At 63.9% G+C, this 23,624-nt stretch carries 20 protein-coding genes; 14 read left to right on the top strand and 6 right to left on the bottom strand.

Features of this window, described 5'->3' with window-relative positions; genetic code table 11:
- Window positions 1-8: 8 nt before the first annotated feature.
- The 4 genes from EPD80_RS09750 to moaE all read left to right on the top strand — a co-directional run bounded on the left by EPD80_RS09750 (window position 9) and on the right by moaE (window position 4,063).
- Window positions 9-2,039, top strand: coding sequence for an ATP-dependent DNA helicase (locus tag EPD80_RS09750; RefSeq protein ID WP_142811371.1), 2,031 nt, complete (start codon window positions 9-11; stop codon window positions 2,037-2,039).
- On the top strand, window positions 2,039-3,244 hold the full coding sequence (locus EPD80_RS09755) for a molybdopterin molybdotransferase MoeA (RefSeq protein ID WP_142811373.1): 1,206 nt from the start codon (window positions 2,039-2,041) through the stop codon (window positions 3,242-3,244). Before EPD80_RS09750 ends, EPD80_RS09755 begins: the two co-directional genes overlap by 1 nt.
- Window positions 3,245-3,368: 124 nt before the next feature.
- Window positions 3,369-3,620 (top strand): MoaD/ThiS family protein, encoded by a 252-nt coding sequence (locus EPD80_RS09760; RefSeq protein WP_390613105.1) that lies wholly within the window; start codon window positions 3,369-3,371, stop codon window positions 3,618-3,620.
- Window positions 3,621-3,625: 5 nt separating this feature from the next.
- Window positions 3,626-4,063, top strand: a complete 438-nt coding sequence (moaE, locus tag EPD80_RS09765; protein WP_142811377.1) for a molybdopterin synthase catalytic subunit MoaE — start codon at window positions 3,626-3,628, stop codon at window positions 4,061-4,063.
- Between the two features lie 34 nt (window positions 4,064-4,097).
- Here the strand turns inward: moaE and EPD80_RS09770 are convergent, their stop codons facing one another.
- Complete coding sequence (locus tag EPD80_RS09770) at window positions 4,098-4,613, bottom strand: phasin family protein (protein WP_185957758.1); 516 nt, start codon at window positions 4,611-4,613, stop codon at window positions 4,098-4,100.
- Window positions 4,614-4,824: 211 nt separating this feature from the next.
- On the opposite strand from EPD80_RS09770, the gene clpB reads away from it, so the two are divergent.
- Window positions 4,825-7,407: an ATP-dependent chaperone ClpB gene (gene clpB / locus EPD80_RS09775; RefSeq protein ID WP_142811381.1), complete on the top strand. Its 2,583-nt coding sequence runs from the start codon at window positions 4,825-4,827 to the stop codon at window positions 7,405-7,407.
- A 60-nt stretch (window positions 7,408-7,467) separates the two neighbouring features.
- On the opposite strand, the gene EPD80_RS09780 is transcribed toward clpB, so the two are convergent.
- Entirely contained in the window at window positions 7,468-8,472 is a 1,005-nt protein-coding gene (locus tag EPD80_RS09780; protein ID WP_142811383.1) for a TRAP transporter substrate-binding protein, read from the bottom strand.
- Between the two features lie 204 nt (window positions 8,473-8,676).
- Here EPD80_RS09780 and flhB point away from each other — a divergent pair, with 204 nt between their 5' ends.
- The 7 genes from flhB to motD all read left to right on the top strand — a co-directional run bounded on the left by flhB (window position 8,677) and on the right by motD (window position 16,916).
- Window positions 8,677-9,846 (top strand): flagellar biosynthesis protein FlhB, encoded by a 1,170-nt coding sequence (gene flhB, locus EPD80_RS09785; RefSeq protein ID WP_142803419.1) that lies wholly within the window; start codon window positions 8,677-8,679, stop codon window positions 9,844-9,846.
- Window positions 9,847-9,876: 30 nt separating this feature from the next.
- A complete protein-coding gene (flhA, locus tag EPD80_RS09790) occupies window positions 9,877-11,985 on the top strand; it encodes a flagellar biosynthesis protein FlhA (protein WP_142811385.1) in 2,109 nt (702 codons plus the stop codon).
- Between the two features lie 128 nt (window positions 11,986-12,113).
- Window positions 12,114-13,568, top strand: a complete 1,455-nt coding sequence (gene flhF, locus EPD80_RS09795; RefSeq protein WP_142811387.1) for a flagellar biosynthesis protein FlhF — start codon at window positions 12,114-12,116, stop codon at window positions 13,566-13,568.
- A 14-nt stretch (window positions 13,569-13,582) separates the two neighbouring features.
- Window positions 13,583-14,365, top strand: a complete 783-nt coding sequence (locus EPD80_RS09800) for a hypothetical protein (protein WP_142811390.1) — start codon at window positions 13,583-13,585, stop codon at window positions 14,363-14,365.
- A 116-nt stretch (window positions 14,366-14,481) separates the two neighbouring features.
- Window positions 14,482-15,285: an RNA polymerase sigma factor FliA gene (locus EPD80_RS09805; protein WP_142811412.1), complete on the top strand. Its 804-nt coding sequence runs from the start codon at window positions 14,482-14,484 to the stop codon at window positions 15,283-15,285.
- A 5-nt stretch (window positions 15,286-15,290) separates the two neighbouring features.
- Complete coding sequence (locus tag EPD80_RS09810) at window positions 15,291-16,055, top strand: flagellar motor protein (protein ID WP_142811391.1); 765 nt, start codon at window positions 15,291-15,293, stop codon at window positions 16,053-16,055.
- Between the two features lie 12 nt (window positions 16,056-16,067).
- Entirely contained in the window at window positions 16,068-16,916 is an 849-nt protein-coding gene (motD, locus tag EPD80_RS09815) for a flagellar motor protein MotD (protein ID WP_142811393.1), read from the top strand.
- On the opposite strand, the gene EPD80_RS09820 is transcribed toward motD, so the two are convergent.
- The 3 genes from EPD80_RS09820 to aat are packed head-to-tail and all read right to left on the bottom strand — an operon-like array spanning window position 16,885 to window position 19,384.
- Complete coding sequence (locus tag EPD80_RS09820) at window positions 16,885-17,907, bottom strand: quinone-dependent dihydroorotate dehydrogenase (RefSeq protein WP_221928951.1); 1,023 nt, start codon at window positions 17,905-17,907, stop codon at window positions 16,885-16,887. The genes motD and EPD80_RS09820 overlap by 32 nt on opposite strands.
- Window positions 17,904-18,653: an arginyltransferase gene (locus EPD80_RS09825; protein ID WP_142811395.1), complete on the bottom strand. Its 750-nt coding sequence runs from the start codon at window positions 18,651-18,653 to the stop codon at window positions 17,904-17,906. Before EPD80_RS09825 ends, EPD80_RS09820 begins: the two co-directional genes overlap by 4 nt.
- Window positions 18,650-19,384 (bottom strand): leucyl/phenylalanyl-tRNA--protein transferase, encoded by a 735-nt coding sequence (gene aat, locus EPD80_RS09830; protein WP_142811397.1) that lies wholly within the window; start codon window positions 19,382-19,384, stop codon window positions 18,650-18,652. Before aat ends, EPD80_RS09825 begins: the two co-directional genes overlap by 4 nt.
- Before the next feature lie 77 nt (window positions 19,385-19,461).
- Between aat and EPD80_RS09835 the strand changes: the two genes are divergently transcribed.
- On the top strand, window positions 19,462-20,490 hold the full coding sequence (locus EPD80_RS09835; protein ID WP_142811399.1) for an NAD-dependent epimerase: 1,029 nt from the start codon (window positions 19,462-19,464) through the stop codon (window positions 20,488-20,490).
- 74 nt (window positions 20,491-20,564) lie between these two features.
- A complete protein-coding gene (locus tag EPD80_RS09840; protein WP_142811401.1) occupies window positions 20,565-22,139 on the top strand; it encodes a fatty acyl-CoA synthetase in 1,575 nt (524 codons plus the stop codon).
- Window positions 22,140-22,172: 33 nt separating this feature from the next.
- On the opposite strand, the gene EPD80_RS09845 is transcribed toward EPD80_RS09840, so the two are convergent.
- Window positions 22,173-23,519, bottom strand: coding sequence for a glycerate kinase type-2 family protein (locus tag EPD80_RS09845; protein WP_142811403.1), 1,347 nt, complete (start codon window positions 23,517-23,519; stop codon window positions 22,173-22,175).
- Between the last annotated feature and the right edge of the window lie 105 nt (window positions 23,520-23,624).

Consider the following 23,624-nt stretch of genomic DNA (forward strand, 5'->3'; position numbering starts at 1 on the left):
AAGCGGCAATGGACGGGGAGACGCTCGAGGCGCGCATCGAAGAGGAGCTCGGCCCGGGCGGACGGCTCGCGGCGGCGATCCCCGGGTTCGTCCATCGGCCGCAGCAGCACGAAATGGCGCTCGCCGTGGCCCGCGCCATCGAGGAGAAAGGGGTGTTGCTCGCCGAAGCCGGCACCGGCACGGGCAAGACCTTCGCCTATCTGTTGCCGGCCTTGCTCTCGGGGCGCAAGGTGATCGTGTCGACCGGCACGAAGACCTTGCAGGATCAGCTCTTTCATCGCGACTTGCCGCGCCTGAAGGCGGCGCTGAAAATTCCGGTGCGCACGGCGCTCCTCAAGGGGCGGCAGAACTACGTCTGCCTTTACCACCTGGAGCGCAACCTCGCCCACGGGCGTTTCACCACGGCCGAAGATGCGGCGCTGTTGCGGCTCATCGCGCGCTTTGCGCAGCACACGGTCTCTGGCGACAAGGCGGAATGTGCCGCTGTGCCCGAAGCTTCCTTCGTCTGGACCTTCGCCACTTCGTCGCGCGATAACTGCCTTGGTCAGGACTGCCCTCATTGGCAGGAGTGCTTTCTCATGAAGGCACGCCGCGCGGCGCAGGAGGCCGAGTGCGTGGTGGTGAACCACCACCTCTTTTTCTCCGATCTGGTGCTGCGCGACGAGGGGGTCGGCGGGCTTTTGCCGGAGGTAGATCTGGTGGTGTTCGACGAGGCGCATCAGCTGCCCGAGCTCGCGGCGGTTTTCTTCGGCGAGAGCCTTTCCTCGGCCCAGTGCTTCGAGCTCGTGCGCGATGCCCGGGTGGAGGCGTTGGTGGCGGCGCCGGATTTTCGGCCCTTGCGCGACGCGATCGACGCCTTCGACAAGGCGGTGAAGGACCTGCGCTTGAGCCTGCCGGCCGAGACGCTGCGCTGGCCGCGGCAGCAGGCGCTGGAGCAAGCCGCCGGGTTCGAATCGGCCCTGCAGACCTTGACGGCGAGCGCGGGCGTCTTGCGTGAGGCGCTGGCGAGCCAGCAGGAACGCAGCGAGGACTTGCAGCGGCTCGTAACCAGGGCCGAAGCGGTCGAGCGCTTGCTCGCCCAATGGGGCGAAGAAGGAGCGTGTTTCGTGCGCTGGGTGGAGGCCGTTGGTACGCGGTTTACGCTGCACCGCACGCCGATCGAGGCGGGGCCGGCGTTTTCCCGGCTCCTGAGCGCGGGGAAGCGGGCCTGGGTGATGACTTCGGCGACGCTGGCGGTGGCCGGTTCGTTCGCACATTTTCGCCGTGACCTCGGGCTGTTCGACGAGGAACTGCCGGTACGCGAAGGAATCTGGGCGAGCCCCTTCGACTATCGCCGCCAGGCTTTGTTGCTGGTGCCCCACGGCATGCCGGAGCCGGGTTCGCCGCAGCATCTGCCGGCGGTGGAGGAATTGGCCGAGCGGTTGATCCGTGCCGCCGAAGGGCGGGCGTTCGTGCTCTGTACCTCGCTCAAGGCGATGCAGCGCCTGGGTGAGGGACTGCGAGCGCGTTTGGGGGCCGAGTACACGGTGCTGGTGCAAGGAGAGGGGCCACGTCACGCGCTGCTCGAGCGCTTTCGCACCACGCCCCGAGCCGTGCTCGTCGGCAGCCAGAGTTTCTGGGAAGGGGTGGACGTCGCCGGCGAGGCCCTCTCACTCGTCGTCATCGACAAACTGCCGTTTGCACCGCCGGACGATCCCGTGCTCGCGGCGCGCATGGAACGGCTGAGAAAGGAGGGGCAGTCTCCGTTTGCCCTGCTGCAGTTACCGCAGGCCACGATTCAGCTCAAACAAGGTGCGGGTCGACTCATTCGCAGCGAAAGCGATCGGGGCGTGTTGTGTATCTGTGATCCGCGCATGGTTACCCGAGTCTATGGCAAGATTTTGTGGTCCAGTCTGCCGCCGATGCGCCGTACGCGTGACGTGCGCCGCGCAGAGGAATTTTTGGGTACCATCGCGACGACGGCGGCGCAGGAGAATGCTGCGTCGAGCCAGGGTGCGGATGCACCCAGTGAAGACATCGGATCCAGAGGGGAAACGTAGTGACGCAAGCTTTGATGTCGTTCGAGGAAGGGGTGGCGCGGCTGCTGTCGGCGGTCGAACCGGTGCGCGACGTGGAACTCATCGATACGTTGGAGGCGCGCGGGCGTGTGCTTGCCGATGCACTCTACTCCCCGATCAGCATACCGCGACAGGATACCGCGGCGATGGATGGATACGCCGTACGCTGCGCCGAGCTCGAACGGGTCGGCGTTCTTTTGCCGGTAAGCCAGCGTATCCCTGCGGGAACGATCGGTTTGCCGCTCGCCGAAGGCACTGTGGCGCGTATCTTCACGGGGGCGCCTTTGCCCGAAGGGGCCGATGCGGTCGTGATGCAGGAGCGCGTCGAGGTGGAGGGCGATCGGGTCGTGTTTCGCCACGTGCCTCATCCAGGTGAGTCGGTACGGCGCGCTGGCAGTGAGATCGCCCTCGGCGCCGAGATCCTCTCCGCCGGCGCCGTGCTCACTCCCCAGGCCCTGGCGTTGGCCGCAAGCGTGGGCTTTGACACCTTGCCGGTGCGTCGTCGGGTACGCGTGGCGATTTTTTCGACCGGTGACGAGCTCGTGATGCCTGGTACCCCCTTGGGGCCGGGGCAGATCTACAATGCCAACCGCTATCAGTTGCGCGCGCTGCTCGAAGGCATGGGATGCCTGGTCGATGACCACGGCGTGGTGCCCGATCGGTTGGAGGCGACGCGGCTGGCTTTGCACCGCGCGGCCGATGCCGCCGACGTGGTGATCACGAGCGGGGGGGTGTCGGTGGGCGAGGAAGATCATGTCGTGGCCGCGGTGCGTGCGCAAGGACGGCTCGATCTGTGGAAACTGGCGATCAAGCCAGGCAAGCCGCTTGCCTACGGACGTGTCGGGGCGGCGCATTTCGTCGGGCTTCCGGGTAACCCGGTCTCGGCGTTCGTGACTTTCGTCCTGTTCGTGCGTCCCTTCCTGCGTCGTTTGCAAGGAGCGAAGGAGGCTGCGTCGCGTACTTTGCGCGTGCCGGCGGGGTTCGCGCGTACCCGACCCGATCCCCGGCGTGAATTCTTACGAGTGCGGCTCGATGCGCGCGGCTGGGCCGTGCCTTACCCCGATCAGGGATCGTCGGCCCTGGCTTCGCTCGTGTGGGCCGACGGCCTGGTGGATCTTCCTCCGGGCACTCCGGTGCGAACGGGGGATCTCGTGCGGTATTGGCCCTTGGCGGAGCTGTTGAATTAGGAGCGGCACGGGGCTTTCCCGTCATCGGGCTTGGTTTCGTCGACGCGCCGTGTGCCCCCGTCGACCGGCCGTGAACCCACGGGAGGGGAGTGCGACACGGCTTGCAGGAAAAGGAGGACGCATGGTGGTGAATGTGCTCTATTTCGCGGCGCTGCGCGATGCGCTCTCGATCGAAGGGGAGCGCATCTCCTTGCCGGAGACGGTGCATACGGTGGGCGCTCTGCGGACGTATCTGGGCAGCCGGGGGGCTCAATGGGCGCCTTTGCTCGAGTGGCAGAATCTTCGCTGTGCGCGCAATCGTAGCCTGTGCGGTTGGGACGAGCCAGTCTGCGATGGGGACGAGATCGCCTTTTTTCCCCCCGTCACCGGAGGTTGAACGCCATGGACGTGGTGCGGGTACAGTCCGAGGATTTCGACGTCGGGGCCGAGAGCGAACGGCTGCACCGGGCGGCCGACGAGGTGGGTGGGGTCGTCATCTTCATCGGGACGGTACGGGGCGGGGCTGTGCGGGCGATGACGCTCGAGCACTATCCAGGTATGACCGAGAAGTCGCTCGAGACTTTGGTCGAGGAGGCGCGCCGGCGGTGGTCTTTGGCGGCGGTCACGGTGATTCATCGCTTTGGGCGATTGTTGCCGGGCGAGCGCATCGTGTTCGTGGGGGTGGCGAGCCGCCACCGCGCCGAAGCGTTTGCGGCCAGCGAATTCCTGATCGATCGCCTCAAGACCGAAGCGCCGTTTTGGAAGAAAGAAGAGACGGAAGAAGGGACCCGTTGGGTCGAGGCAAAGGAGGGAGACGAGGATAGGGCGCGCCGTTGGTGATCACAGCGCACCCTGCTCAATTCGCGTCGTCGTTTTACTTCTTGCCGCCTGGCTGCTGTTGCGCCCCGGAGATCATGTTCTGCCAGGCTTCGGTGGTCATTTTCGACATCTGCTCGAGCACGGCGCGCGATTGGTCGATCGCGCTCTGCACGGCTTTCATCGGGTCTTCACCGCCCATTTTCGGCAGATTGGTGCCCATCGATTGCATGGCCTGCGTCCATTCCTGGGAACCCGTGGTGATCGCTTCGGAGACGAGGCGGTTGAGCTCGGCCTGGGCCTTGACGGTGAGTTGGGCGATCTCGTTGATGCAGCCCATGATTTTTTCGGCCGATTTCTGCGCGAACTCCTGGCGCAGTTTCAATTGCTCCTCGGGCGCTTGGGCGGCGAGCAGCGCTTGAGTGCTGCGCGCGCCTTCTTCGAAGAGGGCTTTGGCCGTTTCGATCTGCAGCGCGAGCAGGCGCTGGGTGTTGTCGATGGCCATCTGGGTGAATTTCATCGCGTTTTCCAATTGCTTTTGCTGCAATTGCGCCAAATTGTTTTGAGTCTTCATGATCTGCTCCCGCAGTAAGTATGGTGACGGACGTGGATAAAACGCTTTTTTTACTATAGCATCGTTCCTAGAAGGGTGCAAGAAAAATGTGATGCACTGCACAATGCCACCGGCTAAATCTTTTGGCATTTTTTGCTCCTTCGGGCTTGAATTTCTCCTATCCGGCACCTATATACAAGGCATCCATTGCTTTCCTTCGACGGAGCGTTCCATGAGATTCGACAAACTCACCACCAAGTTCCAGCAGGCGCTTCAGGAAGCGCAGAGCATCGCGGTGGGGCACGACAACCAGTTCATCGAGCCGCAGCATCTGCTGCTCGCGCTGCTCGAGCAGGAAGACGGCTCGACCGTGAGCCTGCTGCAGCGCGCCGGCGTCAATGTCGCCGGGCTCAAGGCGGCCTTGCACCAGGCGATCGATGCGCTACCCCAGGTGCAGGGCACGGGTGGAGAGGTCCAGATCGGGCGCGATCTGGCCAACCTTTTGAACCTCACCGACCGCGAGGCGCAAAAACGCGGTGATCCTTACATCGCCACCGAAATGTTCCTGCTCGCGCTCACCGAAGACAAGGGCGAGACGGGGCGCCTCGCGCGCGAGCACGGCTTGACGCGCAAGGCGCTGGAGGCGGCCATCGAGCAGATGCGCGGCGGGCAGAAGGTGGAGACGCCCGAGGCCGAGGCGCAGCGCGGGGTGTTGGAGAAATATACCATCGACCTCACCGAGCGGGCGCGTCGCGGCAAGCTCGATCCGGTGATCGGGCGCGACGACGAGATCCGGCGCACCATCCAGATCCTGCAGCGACGCACCAAGAACAATCCCGTGCTCATCGGTGAGCCCGGCGTGGGTAAGACGGCCATCGTCGAGGGGCTCGCGCAGCGCATCGTCAATGGCGAGGTTCCCGAGAGCCTGCGCGACAAGCGCATCCTGGCGCTCGACATGGCGGCCTTGATCGCCGGGGCCAAGTACCGCGGCGAGTTCGAGGAGCGCCTGAAGGCCATCCTCACCGAGATCACCAAGGAAGAGGGGCGCATCATCCTCTTCATCGACGAGATCCATACCGTGGTGGGCGCAGGCAAGGCCGAAGGGGCGCTCGATGCGGGCAACATGCTGAAGCCTGCGCTCGCGCGCGGCGAGCTGCATTGCATCGGCGCGACCACGCTCGACGAGTATCGCAAGTACATCGAGAAGGATGCCGCGCTCGAGCGCCGTTTCCAGAAAGTGATGGTCGAGGAGCCCACCGTCGAGCAGACCATCGCCATCTTGCGTGGCCTGCAGGAGAAGTACGAGATCCACCACGGGGTGGAGATCACCGACCCGGCCATCGTCGCTGCGGCCGAGCTCTCGCACCGCTACATCACCGACCGCTTCCTGCCGGACAAGGCGATCGACCTCATCGACGAGGCGGCCGCACGCATCAAGATGGAGATCGACTCCAAGCCCGAGGCGCTCGACAAGCTCGAGCGGCGCATCATCCAGCTCAAGATCGAGCGCGAGGCGGTGAAGAAGGAGAAGGACGAAGCCTCGCAGCGGCGTCTGAAGCTCATCGAGGAAGAGCTCGAGCGGCTGCAGCGTGAATACAGCGAGCTCGAAGAGGTGTGGAAGGCCGAGAAGGCGCGCATCCAGGGCACCAAACACCTCAAGGAAGAGATCGACCGCCTGCGCGCGCAGATGCTGGAGTATCAGCGCAAGGGGCTGCTCGACAAGGTGGCCGAGATCCAATATGGACGGCTGCCGCAGCTCGAGGCCGAGCTGAAGAAGGCCGAGGAGGCGGAGAAATCCGGCGCGCCTTTCAAGCTCTTGCGCACCCAGGTCGGCGCCGAAGAGATCGCCGAAGTGGTCTCGCGCATGACGGGCATTCCCGTGAGCAAGATGATGCAGAGCGAGCGCGAGAAGCTCCTCAAAATGGAAGAGCATTTGCATCAGCGGGTGGTGGGGCAAGACGAAGCGGTACGGCTCGTCTCCGATGCCATCCGGCGCTCGCGCGCGGGTCTGGGCGACGAGAACCGCCCCATCGGCTCCTTCCTCTTCCTCGGACCGACGGGGGTCGGGAAGACGGAGCTGTGCAAGGCGCTCGCCGACTTCCTCTTCGATTCCGAGGATCACATGATCCGCGTCGACATGAGCGAGTACATGGAGAAACACTCCGTGGCGCGGCTCATCGGTGCGCCTCCGGGCTACGTCGGCTACGAGGAAGGGGGCTATCTCACCGAGCAGGTGCGGCGCAAGCCCTATAGCGTGATCCTCTTCGACGAGGTCGAGAAAGCGCACCCGGACGTGTTCAACGTGCTGCTGCAGGTGCTCGACGACGGTCGACTCACCGACGGCCAGGGACGCACGGTGGATTTCCGCAACACCGTGATCGTGATGACTTCCAACCTCGGCAGCCAGCGCATCATGCAGATGTCCGGGGACGACTATCAGGTCATCAAGCTCGCCGTGCTCGCCGAGGTGCGCGGGTTCTTCCGTCCCGAGTTCCTCAACCGCATCGACGAGGTGGTGGTGTTCCATCCGCTCGCCGAAGAGCACATCGCCGGAGTGGCGCGCATCCAGCTGCGCCGGCTCGAGGCGCGGCTCGCGCGCATGGACATGGCCCTCGAGGTGACGGAGGAAGCCCTGCGCGAACTCGCCAAGGCGGGCTACGACCCGGTCTACGGCGCGCGGCCCTTGAAGCGGGCGATCCAGGACCTCATCGAGAATCCGCTCGCCAAGGCGATCCTCGAAGGTCGTTTCGGACCGAAGGATACGATTCGCGTCACGGTGGAGAACGGGATTTTCCGTTTCGAGAAAACGCGCTGAGCAATAGCGGAGAAGGAAGGGCCCTAGGCGGGGCCCTTCCCGGTCCTCGATCAAAGCCGATTAGAGTTTGCTGGGGTCAAATCCCGTTTCTTGATAGATCGATTGAATGAGTTCTTTGCCGATGGCGCCTTCCATTTGGCGGTGCACCGGCAAGAGTGCTTTTTTCCATGCTCGTTTTTGCTCGGGCGTGAGGTTGATGATTTCCGTATTGCTCGAGGTCTGGATGGCGGAGAGAGCGTCGTCGTTTTCCTTCTTGGCGAGCTCGTTGACGTAGTCGGTCGCGTCTTCCATCGCCTGTTCCAGCGTGGTGCGGATGTCGGCAGGCAACCCTTCCCAGAATTTCTTGCTGGTAATGACAGCATAGCCAATGTAACCATGATCGGTAACGGTCAGGTATTTTTGTACCTCGTGCATTTTCTGAGTGTAGATATTGGAGGCGGTGTTTTCACCACCGTCGACGACCCCTGTTTGGAGAGCTTGATATACCTCGGAGAAGGCGAGCACCTGGGGGATGCCGCCAAGCGCACGTATCTGCGCATCGAGTACTTTGGAAGACTGGATACGAAACTTCAGACCGCGGCAGTCCTCTGGGGTGCGCAGAGGCTTATTGGCCGTCATCTGTTTGAAACCGTTATCCCAGTATGCCAAACCGACGATTCCGCGGGAACCCAGCCTTTGTAACAGCTGCTTTCCGACCGGACCCTGTGTCACTTTGTGGAGGTCTGCATAGCCGTCGAAGAGATAGGGAAAATCGAAGACTTCGAATTCGCGTACCCCGAGTGGTCCAAATTTGGACAGGCTCGGTGCGAGCATCTGCACCGCGCCGAGCTGCAACGCCTCGAGTTCTTCTTTGTCTTTGTAGAGCTGGCTATTGGGATAAACCTCTACTTTCACGCGTCCCCCTGTGCGTTCTTCGGCGAGTTTCTTGAAGTACTCGGCCCCTTTGCCTTTTGGGGTATCGACGGCCACGACATGACTAAATTTTATGACTATGGGTTCCTGCGCCCAAGCAGGAAGGCATAGTAGTAGACCTGTGGCGAGCGTGATGCGACGGATGATATTCATTAAATTTCCCCTCTCCCATGGTATGGATATTGCCGCAGGCGAAATGCGGTGACGATATCCTACCATGCCTGCCCCTCGTTGCAGGGCGGGGCGGGACAGAAGCGATTGTCGATGGAATTGCACTGCGACGACCGGTTTTTTCATTGGATGGGCGGGCGGGGATGCAGCTACGATGAAGACTGGACGTCGTGAGAGGCGCGAAGAGTGGCCGAAGAGAGCGATCTCGAAAAGACCGAACAACCATCACCACGGCGGTTGGAAAAGGCGCGTGAAGAGGGTCAGGTTCCGCATTCGCGTGAGCTCGGGACCTTTCTCGTGCTCTTCGTTGGCGTGATCACTTTGATGATCGCAGGGGAGTGGATGGGCCGGCGTTGGGTGGGGGTGCTGACTCAAGGGTTCGCTTTCGAGCGCGATACGGCTTTCGATTTGACGCGGATGCTGGGGATATTGCAGCGGCTGTACGTCGAATCGCTGATCTCGTTCGCGCCGCTCTTGCTCTTCTTGATGCTTGCCGCGGTGGCAGGTCCCCTGATGCTGGGTGGGCTGGTGTTCGCTCCCAAGACCTTGGGTTTCCGTCTCGGGCGGCTCAATCCGATGAATGGCTTGCGCCGTATGTTTTTTTCGCTGCATGGGGCGATGGAGGTCGTCAAGTCGCTGCTCAAGGTCTCGGTGGTGGCGGCGATGGTATGGATCACCTTCCGGCGTGAGCGCGACGTCGTGCTCTCTTTGAGCGTTCTGCCGGTGAGCGATGCGGCAGGAAGTTTTTTGCGCGAGATGCTATTCGGGGCTTTGCTGATCGTGTCCGGACTCGCGCTGATCGCTGCGGTCGACGTGCCTTTCCAATTGTGGCAGTACTACAAGAAACTACGCATGACCAAAGAAGAGGTCAAGCGGGAATACAAGGAACAGGAAGGGGACCCGCACCTCAAGGCGCGTATCCGTTCGGTGCAGCGCGAGATGGCGCGTAAACGGATGATGGCCGAGGTGCCCAAGGCCGACGTGGTGGTGACCAACCCGACGCACTTCGCCGTGGCTCTGAAGTATGATCAAAAATCGATGGCCGCTCCCATGGTGGTGGCCAAGGGCAGGGGGGTCATCGCGCAGAGGATCCGCGAACTCGCCGACGAAGCTCAGGTGCCCCGCGTGGAGGCTCCGCCCTTGGCGCGTGCGCTCTATGCGCACGTCGAGATCGGCGAGACGATACCGCCGACCCTCTTCGCGGCAGTAGCCGAGATTCTGGCCTATGTGTTTCAATTGGATCGCTGGATGGCCCAGGGTGGACCCAAGCCCCAGCCGCCACAAGAAGTGCCGGTGCCACCAGAACTCGATCCGGGTGAAGTGGCCACGGCAGAGGCTGGGGACGGGGAGCCGTGAGCGCGATGTGCGCCGTAAGGGAGTGAGACTATGGCAGGAGAGCGGACCTTGATCGATTGGCGAACGTGGTTCGTGCCTTCGAAAATGCGCTTGCTGGCCGCGCCGGTGTTCATCTTCGTCGTGCTGTCGATGATGGTGCTGCCGCTGCCGCCCTTTGCGCTGGATCTCTTCTTCACGTTCAACATCGCCATGTCGGTCGTGGTGCTGTTGGTGGCGATGTATACCGTGCGCCCGCTGGATTTTTCGGTATTTCCCACCGTTTTGCTGGTCACTACGCTGCTGCGCCTTGCGCTGAACGTGGCGTCCACTCGCGTGGTGCTGCTACACGGACACACGGGGCCGGATGCGGCCGGGCGGGTGATCGAATCCTTCGGTCAGTTCCTCGTCGGTGGCAACATGGCCATCGGCATCGTAGTGTTCGTGATTCTGGTGATCATCAACTTCGTGGTGATCACCAAGGGTGCCGGGCGCATCGCCGAGGTGAGTGCGCGCTTCACCCTCGATGCCATGCCCGGCAAGCAGATGGCGATCGACGCGGATTTGAATGCCGGTCTCATCGATGAAGCGGAGGCGCGGCGCCGGCGCAAGGAAATTTCGCAGGAGGCCGATTTCTACGGCGCGATGGATGGTGCGTCGAAGTTCGTGCGCGGCGACGCGGTGGCTGGAATCCTGATCCTGCTGATCAATATCCTGGGCGGGCTCATCGTCGGGGTGGTCGGTCACGGCATGGATCTGTCGCGCGCGGCCGATGCCTACGTGATCCTGACGATCGGCGATGGGTTGGTGGCGCAGATTCCGGCGCTGATGGTGTCGATCGCCGCCGGTATGGTGGTGTCGCGGGTGGGCGAGGAGTCGATGGATCTGGGAGGGTTGTTGATCCAGCAGGTCTTCACCAACCCGCAGGTGTTGGCTCTGGCGGCCAGTATCCTTTTGGTGATGGGCATGATTCCCGGGATGCCGAACTTCGTTTTCCTGCTCATCGGGGGCACCCTGGGGTGGATGGCATGGAAACGTTGGGCGAACGAACGTCGGCGAGCGGCGGAGCCGGAAACCGTTGCGCCTGCCGCCGTTGCGCCGCAGGAAGAGGTGATCGAGGCGAGCTGGGACGACGTGCAGCCGGTGGACGTCCTGGGCCTGGAAATCGGCTACCGCCTCATCCCGCTCGTCGATCAGTCGCAAGGCGGGGAGCTGCTCAAGCGCATCCGGGGATTGCGCAAGCGGTTTGCCCAGGAGGTGGGCTTTCTGCCCGCTCCCGTCCATATCCGCGACAATCTCGAACTAAGGCCCAACGCCTACCGTATCCTGCTCAAAGGGGTGGAGATCGGCAGCGGCGAAGTCTATCCCGGACAATATCTGGCGATCGATCCGGGGCAAGTGCTCGGCCCGATAGAGGGGCGGCCCGGTAAGGATCCCGCCTTTGGCCTACCGGCGAAGTGGATCGACGCCGGGCTGCGCGAGCGGGCGCACGCGTTGGGCTATACGGTGGTCGATGCCGCCACGGTCATCGCCACGCACCTCAACCAGGTACTCGTCGAGCATGCCGGTGAACTGCTGGGTCGCGAGGAGACGCAGGCACTGCTCGACCGCATCAAGAAGGAATCTCCCAAACTCGTCGAGGACCTGGTGCCCACCGTGGTGCCGGTGACGACGGTGCAGAAGGTGCTGCAATATCTGCTCGAGGAAGGGGTGGCGATCCGTGACATGCGCACCATCCTCGAAACTTTGGCCGAATGGGCGCCGAAGACGCAGGATCCGGTGGAGCTCACCAGCCGGGTGCGTGAAGCCTTGGGACGTGCCATCGTGCAGTCGCTCGCACCCGGCAGCGGCAAAGTTCCCGTCTTGATGCTGGATCCGGCGCTCGAGCGTATCCTGATGCAGGCCGTGGGTGCGGGCGGAGGTAAGCCGGGGGCGATCGAACCGGGTTTGGCCGACACTTTGCTACGCCAGAGCGGGTTGGCCGTGCAACGTCTGGAGCAACAGGGGCTGGCGCCCATTTTGCTCGTGCCGCCGCAGCTGCGCTGGTTGCTCGCCCGTTTCTTGCGGCGTGCCGTGCCGAATCTCCGGGTGATCGCCACCAGCGAGATGCCCGAGGAGCGCTCGATCGAGATCGTGGAGATGATCGGTTCGCCCGCGTCGTGATGCACCCCTCGTCGGCCGGAGAAAAGCGGGGTTTACCCCGCTTTTTTCATGCGACGAGCCCAGAGGGCAGCCGCCGATAATGGGATCGAGGGGCCGACCGGACGGCCCGTGCATGGGGGAGCAGCCAGATGGACGTCAAACGCTATTTCGCACCGACAGCCCGTGAGGCGCTGCGGCAGCTCAAACAGGAACTGGGCGCGGATGCGATCGTTCTGGCGAACCGCTCCGTCGAGGGCGGCGTCGAGATTCTGGCGCTGCCGGCCGACGCGGTGGGTGCGTTGCCCGGTGGGTCGAGCGCCGCCGCGACGGCGCCTCGGCAGGCCGAGTCGGCAGGCGGGCGCAAGCGGGCCGCGGCCGCGGCCTATGCCCAAGCGTCTGCTCCCGAGGAAGAGCCGGTGGTGACGCTCTCCTCTCGCGGACCGCAGCGGCGCAGTGCCCCCGAGATCAAGCCATTCGCTCCGCCGCGCATGGAGACACCGGAATACGTCGTGCGTAAGGAAGAGGAGGAGGCCGAGCGCATTCGCCGGGCGATGGAGGCGGCGCGCAAGGAGCCGCCAGTACCGGAACCGTTGCGCGAGCCGGGTTGGTTCGGTGCGGCGCCCGTCGAGCCCCCGTCTTCGCCGGCGCTGGAGGGGCGCATCGAGGCCCTGCAGGAACAAAACGCTGTGCTCGCACGGCAACTGGGCAAGATACAGGAGATGATCGAGCGGCAACTCGCCGGATTCGCCTGGAACGAAGCCGTGCGCAAGGCGCCGGCCCGCGCGCGTTTGCTCGGCGAGATGCTGGAGGCGGGATTTTCGCCGGCGCTCGCGCGCGAGGTGTGCGACCGTATCGAGGCGACCGAGGACTGGGACGCCGCGCGCGAAGCGGCCATGGCGCGATTGGGGGCACGGCTGGAGGTGGTCGGCAGCGACGACGATCTGATCGACCGCGGCGGCGTCTATGCCATCGTCGGCCCGACGGGCGTGGGCAAGACGACCACCACCGCCAAGATCGCCGCCCGCTGCGTGGTGCGCCACGGGGCGGCTCGGGTGGCGCTCATCACCACCGACGGCTACCGCATCGGCGCTCATGAACAGCTGCGCATCTATGGGCGTATCCTGGGCGTTCCGGTGTTCGCCGCACGCGACGCGAACGATTTGCGCGCCACGCTCGGTGAGCTGCGTGGCCGACACATGGTGCTCATCGACACCATCGGCATGAGCCAGCGCGACAAGGCGGTGACCGAGCAGGTGGCGATGCTCATGGGCGCGGGGCCGGTGCGCCGGCTCGTGTGCCTCAACGCCACGAGCCGGGGCGATACGCTCGACGACGTCGCCCGCGCGTTTGGCGGCGAAGGGCTCGCTGGCTGCATCTTCACCAAGGTCGACGAGGCGGCCACCATCGCCGCGGCGCTGGACGTGGCGATCCGGCATCGACTGCGCGTGCACTACGTCGCCAACGGGCAGCGCGTGCCGGAGGATCTGCACTTGCCCAACCGCGCTTGGCTGCTGCAGCGGGCGTTTCGTGGCGCCGGGAGCGAACGGGTGACGATGGCCGCCGACGAGGCGGCACTGTGGCTGGCCGCAGCGGTCGGGGCGTGATCGAGGAGAGCATCATGCGTGAAATACTCGGAGACCAGGCAGGAACCCTGAGGCGGCTTTTCCGGCAGCGACCGCCAACCGTCTGTACGGTGTTCTCCACGGGTGCGGGGTGGGCGGATCACACGATGCGGCTCGCTCGTCGGCTGGCGCGCCGCTCGGGCCCGGTCCTCGTCGTCGATGAAGCGGTCTCCAGCCAGACTCTACCCGAGGCGGCCGGGGCGGGCCGCACGGCCGATCTATTGAGTGCCCTGGGCTCGACCGAACGTGCGATCCGCCTCCTCGTGGCGCTTCCCGGGGGCGTGAGTTATCTCAACGTGAAGGCGGCGGCGCTCGCGCTTCCCTTGCTCGACGAGATGCGTCGTGAGCGCCTGCTGCGTTCGTTTCAAACCTTGTTGCGACCCTTCGAAACGGCGCTGGTCCATGCGGGCCGGGGCGACGCGGCCGATGCGTCTGCCTTTCTCACGAGTGCGCCGAGTGCCGTGGTGCTCGCCGAACTATCGGCCGATGGCGTGCGTGAAGCGCTCGGCCGGGCTCAAGATGCCACGTTGCATGGGCGCTCGCGCCTGGGTGTCGTGACGGCGGGTGGGCGCGATGCCGCCGAGGCGGAGGCTTTCGTGCGCGAGTTGCAAGGAATATGGTGGCGCAAACTCTCTTTACGGGTGGCAGGCTGGAGTCGGCTCGAAACCCTCGATGCGCGCGCATGGCAGGCGATGACCGGCGAGGACGGGGGAATGGCCAAGTCACCCGGTTGGCCCTCGGGGGCGGTCGGAACCAAGGCAGGGACGAAATCATGGTGACGGCTGCGTTGACTCCCTCTGGTAAAAAAATACGAGCTGAGGGAAAATCCCCTCTGTGGGCGGGGTTCGTGCGTAGGTCCGAGGCGCGCGATCCGTCGAAACGCAAGGTCGCATGGATGCTGGACGAGACGGGCAAGCCGGACATGGCGGCACTGGTACGGGCGTATGCGCCGATGGTCAAGCGCATCGCCATGCACCTGGTCAACCGTTTGCCGCCGAACGTGGAGCTGGACGACCTCGTCCAATGCGGCATGATGGGGCTGGTGGAGGCCATCGATCGCTATCGCGACGATGATCGTGCCGAATTCGAAACCTATGCGCTCGCTCGTATCCGCGGTGCCATGATCGATGCCTTGCGCGAGAACGACTGGGTTCCGCGCCAGCTGCGCAAGGAAATGCGCCGCGTCGAGGAGGTCATCGCAGCCCTCGAGCAGCACCTGGGGAGGGCGCCCAGCGAGAGGGAAGTGGCCGAAGCGCTCGGCATCGAACTCGAAGCCTATCAAAAGCTGCTCTCCAAAGCCAAAGGTCACCAGATCCTTTATTTCGACGATTTGATGTACGAACCCGAGGCGGGCGAGGACTTTCTCGAGCGCCATCTCGGGGATGACGAGCCGGGTCCCCAGGATCTCACCGAGTCGGCCGAACTGCGGGCGCAATTGGTAAAGAAGATCATCGACTTGCCGGAAAAGGAAAAACTGGTGCTCTCGCTCTATTACGACCATGAGCTCAATTTCAAAGAGGTTGGCGCCGTTCTTGGGGTGAGCGAATCGCGGGTGTCGCAATTGCACGCGCAAGCCATTTTGCGCCTGAGGTCCTTCCTGCTGGGGGAGAAATCCCCGCTGCCACGGGCCCGTCGAGGTCGCCCGCCCAAAGCGGGCCGTATTGCTGAGCGGCCCGACACCACGGCGGACGAAGCCTGACGGCGATGGATGCGACCAGCCTCATCGGCCTCGTCCTCGGGCTGGCGGCCATCGTCGTCGGTCAGATCCTCGAAGGAGGACATATCGGCTCCCTGCTGCAGCCGACGGCGTTTCTCATCGTCTTCGGCGGCACGACGGGAGCCGTGCTGTTGCAAACCCCTTTGCCCATCTTCGTCGGAGCCTTGCGTCTGCTCAAATGGGTCTTCGTCACCCCCGCGGACGATTCCAATGCGCTCATCGAGAAAACCACGGAATGGGGGCGTATCGCTCGGCGTGACGGCCTTTTGTCGCTGGAAGCGCGGATCGCTCAGGAAAGGGATCCCTTCGTGCAGAAAGGGCTCCAACTACTCGTCGACGGCATCGAGCCGAATCGAATGCGCGAGGTGCTCGAGACCGAGATCGACATGGCCGAGGAACAGTTGAAACTGCGTGCCAAGGTGTGGGAATCGGCTGGTGGTTATTCTCCCACCATCGGCATTCTCGGGGCTGTGATGGGGCTCATCCACGTGATGGAAAACCTCGCCGATCCTTCTCAGCTGGGCGCAGGCATCGCCGTGGCTTTCGTGGCCACCATCTACGGCGTGGGCGCGGCCAACCTCATTTTCATCCCGGTGTCGAAGAAGCTGATGACCCACATCCGCACGCTCACGGTGCAACGCCAAATGCTCGTCGATGGACTCGTGGGAATCGCCCAAGGGGATAATCCGAGGCTGATCGAAAGCAGGATGGGTTCGTATTTGCCCGAGATTCGTTCAGACTCTTCCTCCTGAGCGAGGCGCACCATGGCGAGGCGCAGGAAATCTTCCGAAGAACACGAGAATCTGGAGCGCTGGCTGGTGAGTTATGCCGACTTCATCACATTGCTCTTCGCGTTCTTCGTGGTGATGTACGCCCTGTCTTCCCTCAACGAGGGAAAATATCGCGTTCTATCCGAATCCCTCCACCAAGCCTTTCGTGCTGGCGTCATCGTGCCCCAAACCGGCGAAGTGAAGGAGCAAATTCCGATACCGGCCGTCGTCAGCGGCGTACCGCTGCCGGTACCGCAGCGGGGGGATCAGGGGAGCGAGCGCGGCGAAGAGCGGGTGCGCCAGGCGCTTGCAACCACCGCCCACGCCGCTTCGGCTTTGCGTGCCGCGCTTCAGCCTTTGATCGAGAGCGGTCAGGTCACGGTGAGCGAGGGAGCGTTCGGGGTGACCGTGGAGATTAACGCTGGCATCCTCTTTCCCAGTGGTGAAGCAACGCTGGGCCCGATGGCGATCGCCATCCTCAGACAAGTGGCCAACGTTCTGGCGTATGCCGGCGATGGGCCGATCTGGGTCGAAGGTCACACGGACAACGTTCCCTTGCGCCGAGGGGCGCGCTATCCCTCCAACTGGGAACTATCCGCGGCGCGGGCGGCGGCGGTCGTGCGGCTCTTCGAGGAGCAAGGGGTGGCATCGTCCCGCCTCGCTGCGGTAGGCTATGCCGATCAGCGTCCCATCGCGGACAATGCCACCGAGGAAGGGCGGCAGAAGAACCGTCGTGTGACGATCAGGCTCGAATCCCTCATCGATTCCGGTGGGGCTGGTGCGACATCCGCTCTGCCCGCCCAAGAAGGAGCTATAGGCAGCATTCTTCCTCCGTCGCCTTGAGGCATTCCTCCACCAGCGCCGGGCCGCGATAGATGAGCCCGGTGTAGATCTGCACGAGGGAAGCACCGGCGCGCAGCTTGGCGCGCGCATCTTCGCCCGAGAGGATGCCGCCGGCGGCGATGAGCGGCACCCGCCCCTGAAGGCGCTGCGCAAGTGCCGCGAGCACGGCGGTGGCGCGTTCGCGCAGCGGCTCGCCCGATAACCCCCCCGTTTCCTGGCCGTGCGGCAGGTGCGCCACGCCCTCGCGCGAGATCGTGGTATTGGTGGCGATCACGCCGTCGATGCGGTATTCGAGCACTTTTTCGGCGATGAGATCGAGCTCGGTTTCTTCCAGATCGGGGGCGATCTTGAGCACGAGCGGCGTGCGCTTGTCGTGGCTCGTCGCGAGCCGTTCGGCCTCTTCGCGTAGCCCTCCGAGTAGCGCCTCGAGCGAGTCGCCGCGCTGCAGTTCGCGCAGGGCGCGCGTGTTCGGTGAGGAGACGTTGATCGTCACGTAGTCGGCCGTGGTCCACACGCGGCGCAGTCCCGCGACATAGTCGTCGAGGGCGCGTTCGAGGGGTGTGTCGGCATTCTTGCCGAGGTTGATGCCGAGAATCCCGCGCCAACGGCGAGCGCGTACCCGTGCGACCAGCGCGTCCACGCCGTCGTTGTTGAATCCCATGCGGTTGATGAGGGCGCGCGCCTGCGGCAGGCGGAAGAGCCGCGGTTTGGGATTGCCCGGCTGCGGCCGCGGCGTGACGGTGCCCACCTCGATAAAACCGAATCCTAGCCGCGCCAGACCATCGATCGCCTCCCCGTTCTTGTCCAGCCCGGCGGCAAGCCCGACGCGATTGGGAAATTCCAGGCCCATGAGGGTGACGGGGGCGCGCCGGGGTGGCTCGGGCGGGGGCAGCAGCCGCCCCAGGGTAGCAAACGCGTGGATCGTCAGGTCGTGGGCGGTCTCCGGTTCGAGCGCGAAGAGCGCCGGACGGGCGAAGCAGTAAGGGATCATGGTACGGTCCGGAAGAGCGGTTCGATGCGCTCGAAGGGCAGCCAGCGGCCTCGCCAGTAGCCTTCGAGCGGGCGAAAACGCGCTTTATACGCCATTTTGCGCGAGCGGGCAATCCAGTAGCCGAGGTAGACATAGGGCATGCCGTTCGCTTGGGCCTGGGCGATGTGCCACAGGATCGACCAGGTCCCGAACCCCGCGCGTGGATCTTCCGGATCATAGAACGTGTAGACGCAGGAAAGCCCATCGTCGAGCACGTCGACGAGGCTCACGATCACCACGCGTCCATCGGGGGCGCGGAATTCGATGAGGCGCGTGTCGACGTGCGAGGCGAGGAGGAATCGCTCGTAATTCTCGGGCGAGGCGTCCTCGTCGGCTTCGTCGTGGCGCGCCATGACGTAGCGGCGGTAGAGGCGGAAGTGCTCGGGAATGAAGACGAGGGGCTGCTCGGTGGCGCCGAGCTTGCCGACCCAGCGTAACCAGGTGCGGCGCTGCGAGCGGTCGGGGCAAAAACGCGCCGTTGGCACGCGCACCGACACGCAGGCTTCGCACTGGTCGCAGATCATGCCATAGGAGAAATAGCCGCTGCGCCGGAACCCCTCGCGTACCAGCCGGCCGTAGGTGGCGGCATCGACGAGGTGCGCCGGCGTGGCCACGCAGGAACGCGCCGTACGATCGGGAAGATAAGGGCACGGGTAGGGCTGAGAGGGGTAGAAACGCAGCGTCTCGGGTGGAGTGGCATGCCTCATGGAAGGGGCTCCCGGGAGAATGTTCCCTCTGCGAGTGCGGCGGCCGGTAGTTCGCTCTGCCAGCGCTGTGGCGTGGGGCGCTCGGGCACGAGCCGGGCAAGCTGGGCGAGGAATTCCTCGCGCGAGATCTCCTCGGCGCCGAGAGAGCGCAGATGCGGCGTGCTCATCTGGCAATCGATGAGGGTGATGCCGCGCGCACGGCACTCGGCGCACAGCCGCACCAGCGCCACCTTGGAAGCGTCCGGCTCGAGGTGAAACATCGACTCACCGAAGAAAACTCCGCCCAGGGCCACGCCGTAGAGGCCGCCCACGAGGCGGCCTTCGTGCCAGGTCTCGACGCTGTGCGCGTGGCCGAGCGCATGCAGGCGGATATAGGCGTCGATCATCTCCGGCGTGATCCAGGTACCCTCGGGGCGCAGCCGCGCGCAGTTGGCGATCACGGACGGGAAATCCACGTCCAGCGTGGTGACGAAACCGCGGTGGCGCAGCACCTTGTGCAGCGAGCGGCGCACCCGTAGCCGCTGCGGTTCGAGCACGAGGCGTGGAGCTGGGCTCCACCACAGGATGGGTTGCCCTTCCGAGAACCAGGGGAAGATCCCTTGCCGATAGGCTTCCAGTAGCCACGAAGGGGCAAGGCTGCCTCCTGCGGCGAGCAGGCCGTTGGGCTCGGGCAGCGCCAGCCGCGGCGAGGGGAAGCAGGGAGGGAGGCGCGGGTCGAGCCAAGGGATCATGGGATCGCACGAAGCGGCGAGGATGAAAATGAGCGTACCTTATAATTTCGCGGATCGCAACGACGAAAGGCTCGCGCATGGCCACTTATCTCGTTACCGGCAACGCCGGCTTCATCGGTTTTCATACGGCACGTACCCTGCTCGAACGGGGGGTGGGCGTCGTCGGCATCGACGTCGTGAACGATTACTACGACCCCGCACTAAAGGAAGCGCGGCTGCGCGAGCTCGAGGCCACGGCCGCGCGCACCGGCACGCCGTACACCTTTCATCGCGCCGACCTCGCCGATCGCGCAGTGCTCGAAGCCTGTTTCGCCGCGCACCGGTTCGACGCGGTGATCCACTTGGCCGCACAGGCGGGCGTGCGCTATTCGCTGGAGAACCCGCGCGCCTACGTGCACAGCAACATCGACGCCTTCGTCAATGTGCTGGAATGCTGCCGTGCCGCCACGCCCCATCCGCACCTCGTCTATGCGAGCACCTCGAGCGTCTACGGCGCCAACACCAGCTTGCCTTTTTCCGAACACCAGCCGGCCGACCATCCCCTGCAATTCTATGCCGCCACCAAGCGTGCCAACGAACTGATGGCGCATGCCTATAGCCACCTTTTCGGCATTTCGACCACGGGGGTGCGATTCTTCACCGTCTATGGGCCCTGGGGACGGCCGGACATGGCGCTCTTCATCTTCACCCGCAAGATCCTCGCCGGCGAACCCATCCCGCTCTTCAACGAAGGTCGGCACACGCGCGACTTCACCTACGTCGAGGACATCGTCGAAGGGGTGCTGCGGCTCGCCGCCAAGCCGGCCGAATCCGACCCGAACTGGTCGGGCGATGCGCCCGATCCGGCGTGGAGCCGTGCCCCCTGGCGTATCTACAACATCGGCGCAAGCCGTCCAGTGCCGCTCATCGAGTACGTGGAAGCGCTTGAAGAGGCGCTCGGCCGGAAAGCGAAGCGCGAATACCTACCCCTGCAGCCGGGCGACGTGCCCGACACCTACGCCGATACGAGCGAGCTCGAGGCGGCCGTGGGCTACCGCCCCCGGACCAGCGTGCGCGAGGGGATCGGGAAATTCGTCGCTTGGTATCTTAGCTACTATCGGTCTTGAGTTCTGCTACCATTTCCTTGTGCATGGCTATTACCATCGAATGAAATTTTTATGCACCTAAACGGAGGAGACCCATGGAATACACCTTGACCCCGGAGATCCGGCGCACCATTCGCAACACCATCGGCGATGCCTTTCATCGTTCGGTGGTGCGTAACAAAGACCGAGAAGCCTTGATTTTCGGCGATCGCCTGTGGACCTACCACGCGCTCGACGAGGCGGTCAATCGTCTTGCCAACGGCCTCTTGGCCTTGGGGCTGAAACCGGGCGAACGGGTGGCAGCCTATGGTAAAAATTCCGACATGTACGTAATCCTGTGGCTTGCCTGTACGCGGGCTGGCTTCATCCACGTCCCCATCAATTATGCGCTGGTCGAGAGCGAGCTCGAGTACATCGTCGAGCAGTCGCGCTCGGCCGCCCTCTTCTACGATCCGGCCATCGCCGAGCATGTGAAGCACATCCAACCCCGTCTATCCTGCCGCCTCTATGGCACGATGTACGGTGGCGATGAGCTCGATCTTTTGCGCATTGCTCAGGGCGAGGGAAATATCGAACCTCCCGAGATGTCGCTCGACGAGAACGACGTGGTGCAGCTCCTGTATACCTCGGGGACCACGTCGCGCCCCAAGGGGGCGATGATGACCCATCGCGCCCTCCTCGCCGAATACATGAGCGTGATCATCGAATGCCAGACCGACTCTTCTGATCGTTCGCTCGCGCCATTACCTCTGTACCACTCGGCGCAAATGCATGCTTTCGTGATGCCGCAATTGCTCGTCGGAGCAAGGATCGTCCTGCTGCCGGCACCCGAGCCGGCCACGGTGTTGCGCCTCATCGAAGAAGAGAAGATCAATACGTTTTTCGCCCCGCCCACGGTGTGGATCGCCCTGCTACGGCACCCCGATTTCGACCGCCGTGACCTCTCTTCCTTGACCAAGGGGTTCTACGGCGCTTCCATCATGCCTTTGCCGGTCCTGCAAGAATTGGCTCGCCGTCTGCCGAATGCGCGCCTATTCAATGCCTACGGTCAGAGCGAGATGGCCCCGGTGGCGACCGTGCTCAAGCCCGAGGATCACAAGGATCGTCCTGCTTCGGCCGGTCGCCCCGCGATCAACGTCGAGACGCGCGTGGTCGACGAGCAGATGCGCGACGTCGCTCCGGGCGAGCTCGGGGAAATCGTGCATCGTTCCCCGCATGCGATGATCGGCTACTGGGAAAAACCTGAGGAAACGGCCGAAGCCTTTCGCGGTGGCTGGTTCCACTCGGGTGACGTCGGCTATCTCGACGAAGCGGGGTACCTCTACGTCGTCGACCGCATCAAGGACATCATCAATACCGGTGGAGTGGTGGTGTCGAGCCGTGAGGTGGAGGAGTGCCTCTATACCCATCCGGCGGTAGCCGAAGTCGCGGTGATCGCCGTGCCCGACGAGAAGTGGATCGAAGCGGTCACTGCCGTGGTCACCTTGAAACAAGGGGCAAAGCTCGATCCTCAGGAATTGATCGAGTACGCCAAGGGGAAACTCGCGCCGTTCAAGGTACCCAAGCACGTTTTCATCGTCGATGACTTGCCGCGCAACACCGCTGGCAAGCTCTTGAAGCGGGAGCTGCGAGCGCGTTATGCAGATTTACTGAAAGGGAGCAAAGGGTGAGTTCGTGGCACTCCGGTGCCGTCGGAGCGTAACCTACTTTGTCTCGACGTCTGAAATCAGGATGACGTCGATGTCCATGACGTTCGTCCCTGTCGGCCCCGGGCGAAAGTGGTGCGACAAGCCGCTGCGTTCGTCGAGCAAGGCGAAGAAAGTGTAGGCGTCGCAGCGCGCGAGGAACTCCTCAGGATCGAGCCCCTGTGCCCGGGCGCTGGCTATGGTATTGCCGTCGACGTAGGCTCCGGTGGCGTCGGTGGGGCCGTCGGTGCCGTCGGTACCGGCGGCGAGGAGTGAGATGCGGGAGTGTCCGGCGATTTCCAGGGCGAAAGCGAGCGCCAGGTGCTGGTTGCGCCCGCCCTTGCCGTTGCCCACCACCTGCACCGTGGTCTCGCCGCCGGCGAGCAGACAGCGCCGCTCCTTCGTCGATTTTTCTTCTTCCAATGCGATGTGCGCCAGATGACGGGCAGCCGCGACGGCATCGCCGTGCAGTGTCTCGGTGAGCAGGGTGCTGCGATAGCCCAGGCGCTCTGCCTCCGCCTGGGCCGCGATCATCGCTTCGTGCAGGTTGCCGACCATCACCGTGTGGCTGCGGGCGAGCCGAGGATCGCCCGGTTTGGGTGACTCGGGAATTTCTCCTCTCAGTCCACGGCGCAAGTGCGCCGCCACGCGGGTCGGCACGACATCTTGTAGACCATGGCGCTCGAGGACGGACCAGGCTTCGGCGTACGTGGAAGGATCCGCGACCGTCGGACCGGAGGCGATGATCTCCGGCGGATCGCCGATCACGTCCGAAAGCACCAGAGTAAGAACCGTGGCCGGGTAGGCGGCCACGGCGAGCCGTCCGCCTTTGATGGCCGAGAGGTGCTTGCGTACCGTGTTGAGCTCGCGAATATTGGCGCCAGCGGCGAGGAGCAAGGCGGTGGTCTCTTGAAGATCGTTCAAGGTCAGGCCGGGTAGAGGATGTTCGAGCAGGGCCGACGCGCCCCCCGTGAGCAGACACAACACCAAAGTGCGTTCATCGGCGCTTTCCAGTAATTGCAGGATGCGGGCGGTCGCGTCGATGCCGGCTGCATCAGGGACGGGGTGCGCCGCCTCGGCGAGTGCGATCCGACGCAGAGGAACGGCATGATCGTACTTGACGACGACGAGTCCGGTGGTAATGCGTTCGCCGAGCACGGATTCTGCCCCTTGAGCCATCACTGCCGCCCCTTTGCCGGCACCGACGACGAGGAGGCGATCGAAATGCTCGAGCACATAGCTGCTCCCGTCGGGCAAGGCTAAGCGATTGCCGTCATAGATCAGAGCGCGCCTTAGCACTGAGTTGGGATTAACGGCAGCGATGGCGGCGTTGAAAATCGCTTCGAGCGAACGGGTGATCATCATTGAATTACGGATGGGGTTTTGAGAGACCACCAGACGCGATAAAGGAGAAAGGCGTTCATCGACAACTAGTCTGGTAGGGGATCCGGCGAGGGGCATGGGAGGAGC

The sequence above is a fragment of the Tepidiphilus olei genome (genome assembly GCF_006980705.1).
GTDB classification, from domain to species: Bacteria; Pseudomonadota; Gammaproteobacteria; order Burkholderiales; family Rhodocyclaceae; genus Tepidiphilus; species Tepidiphilus olei.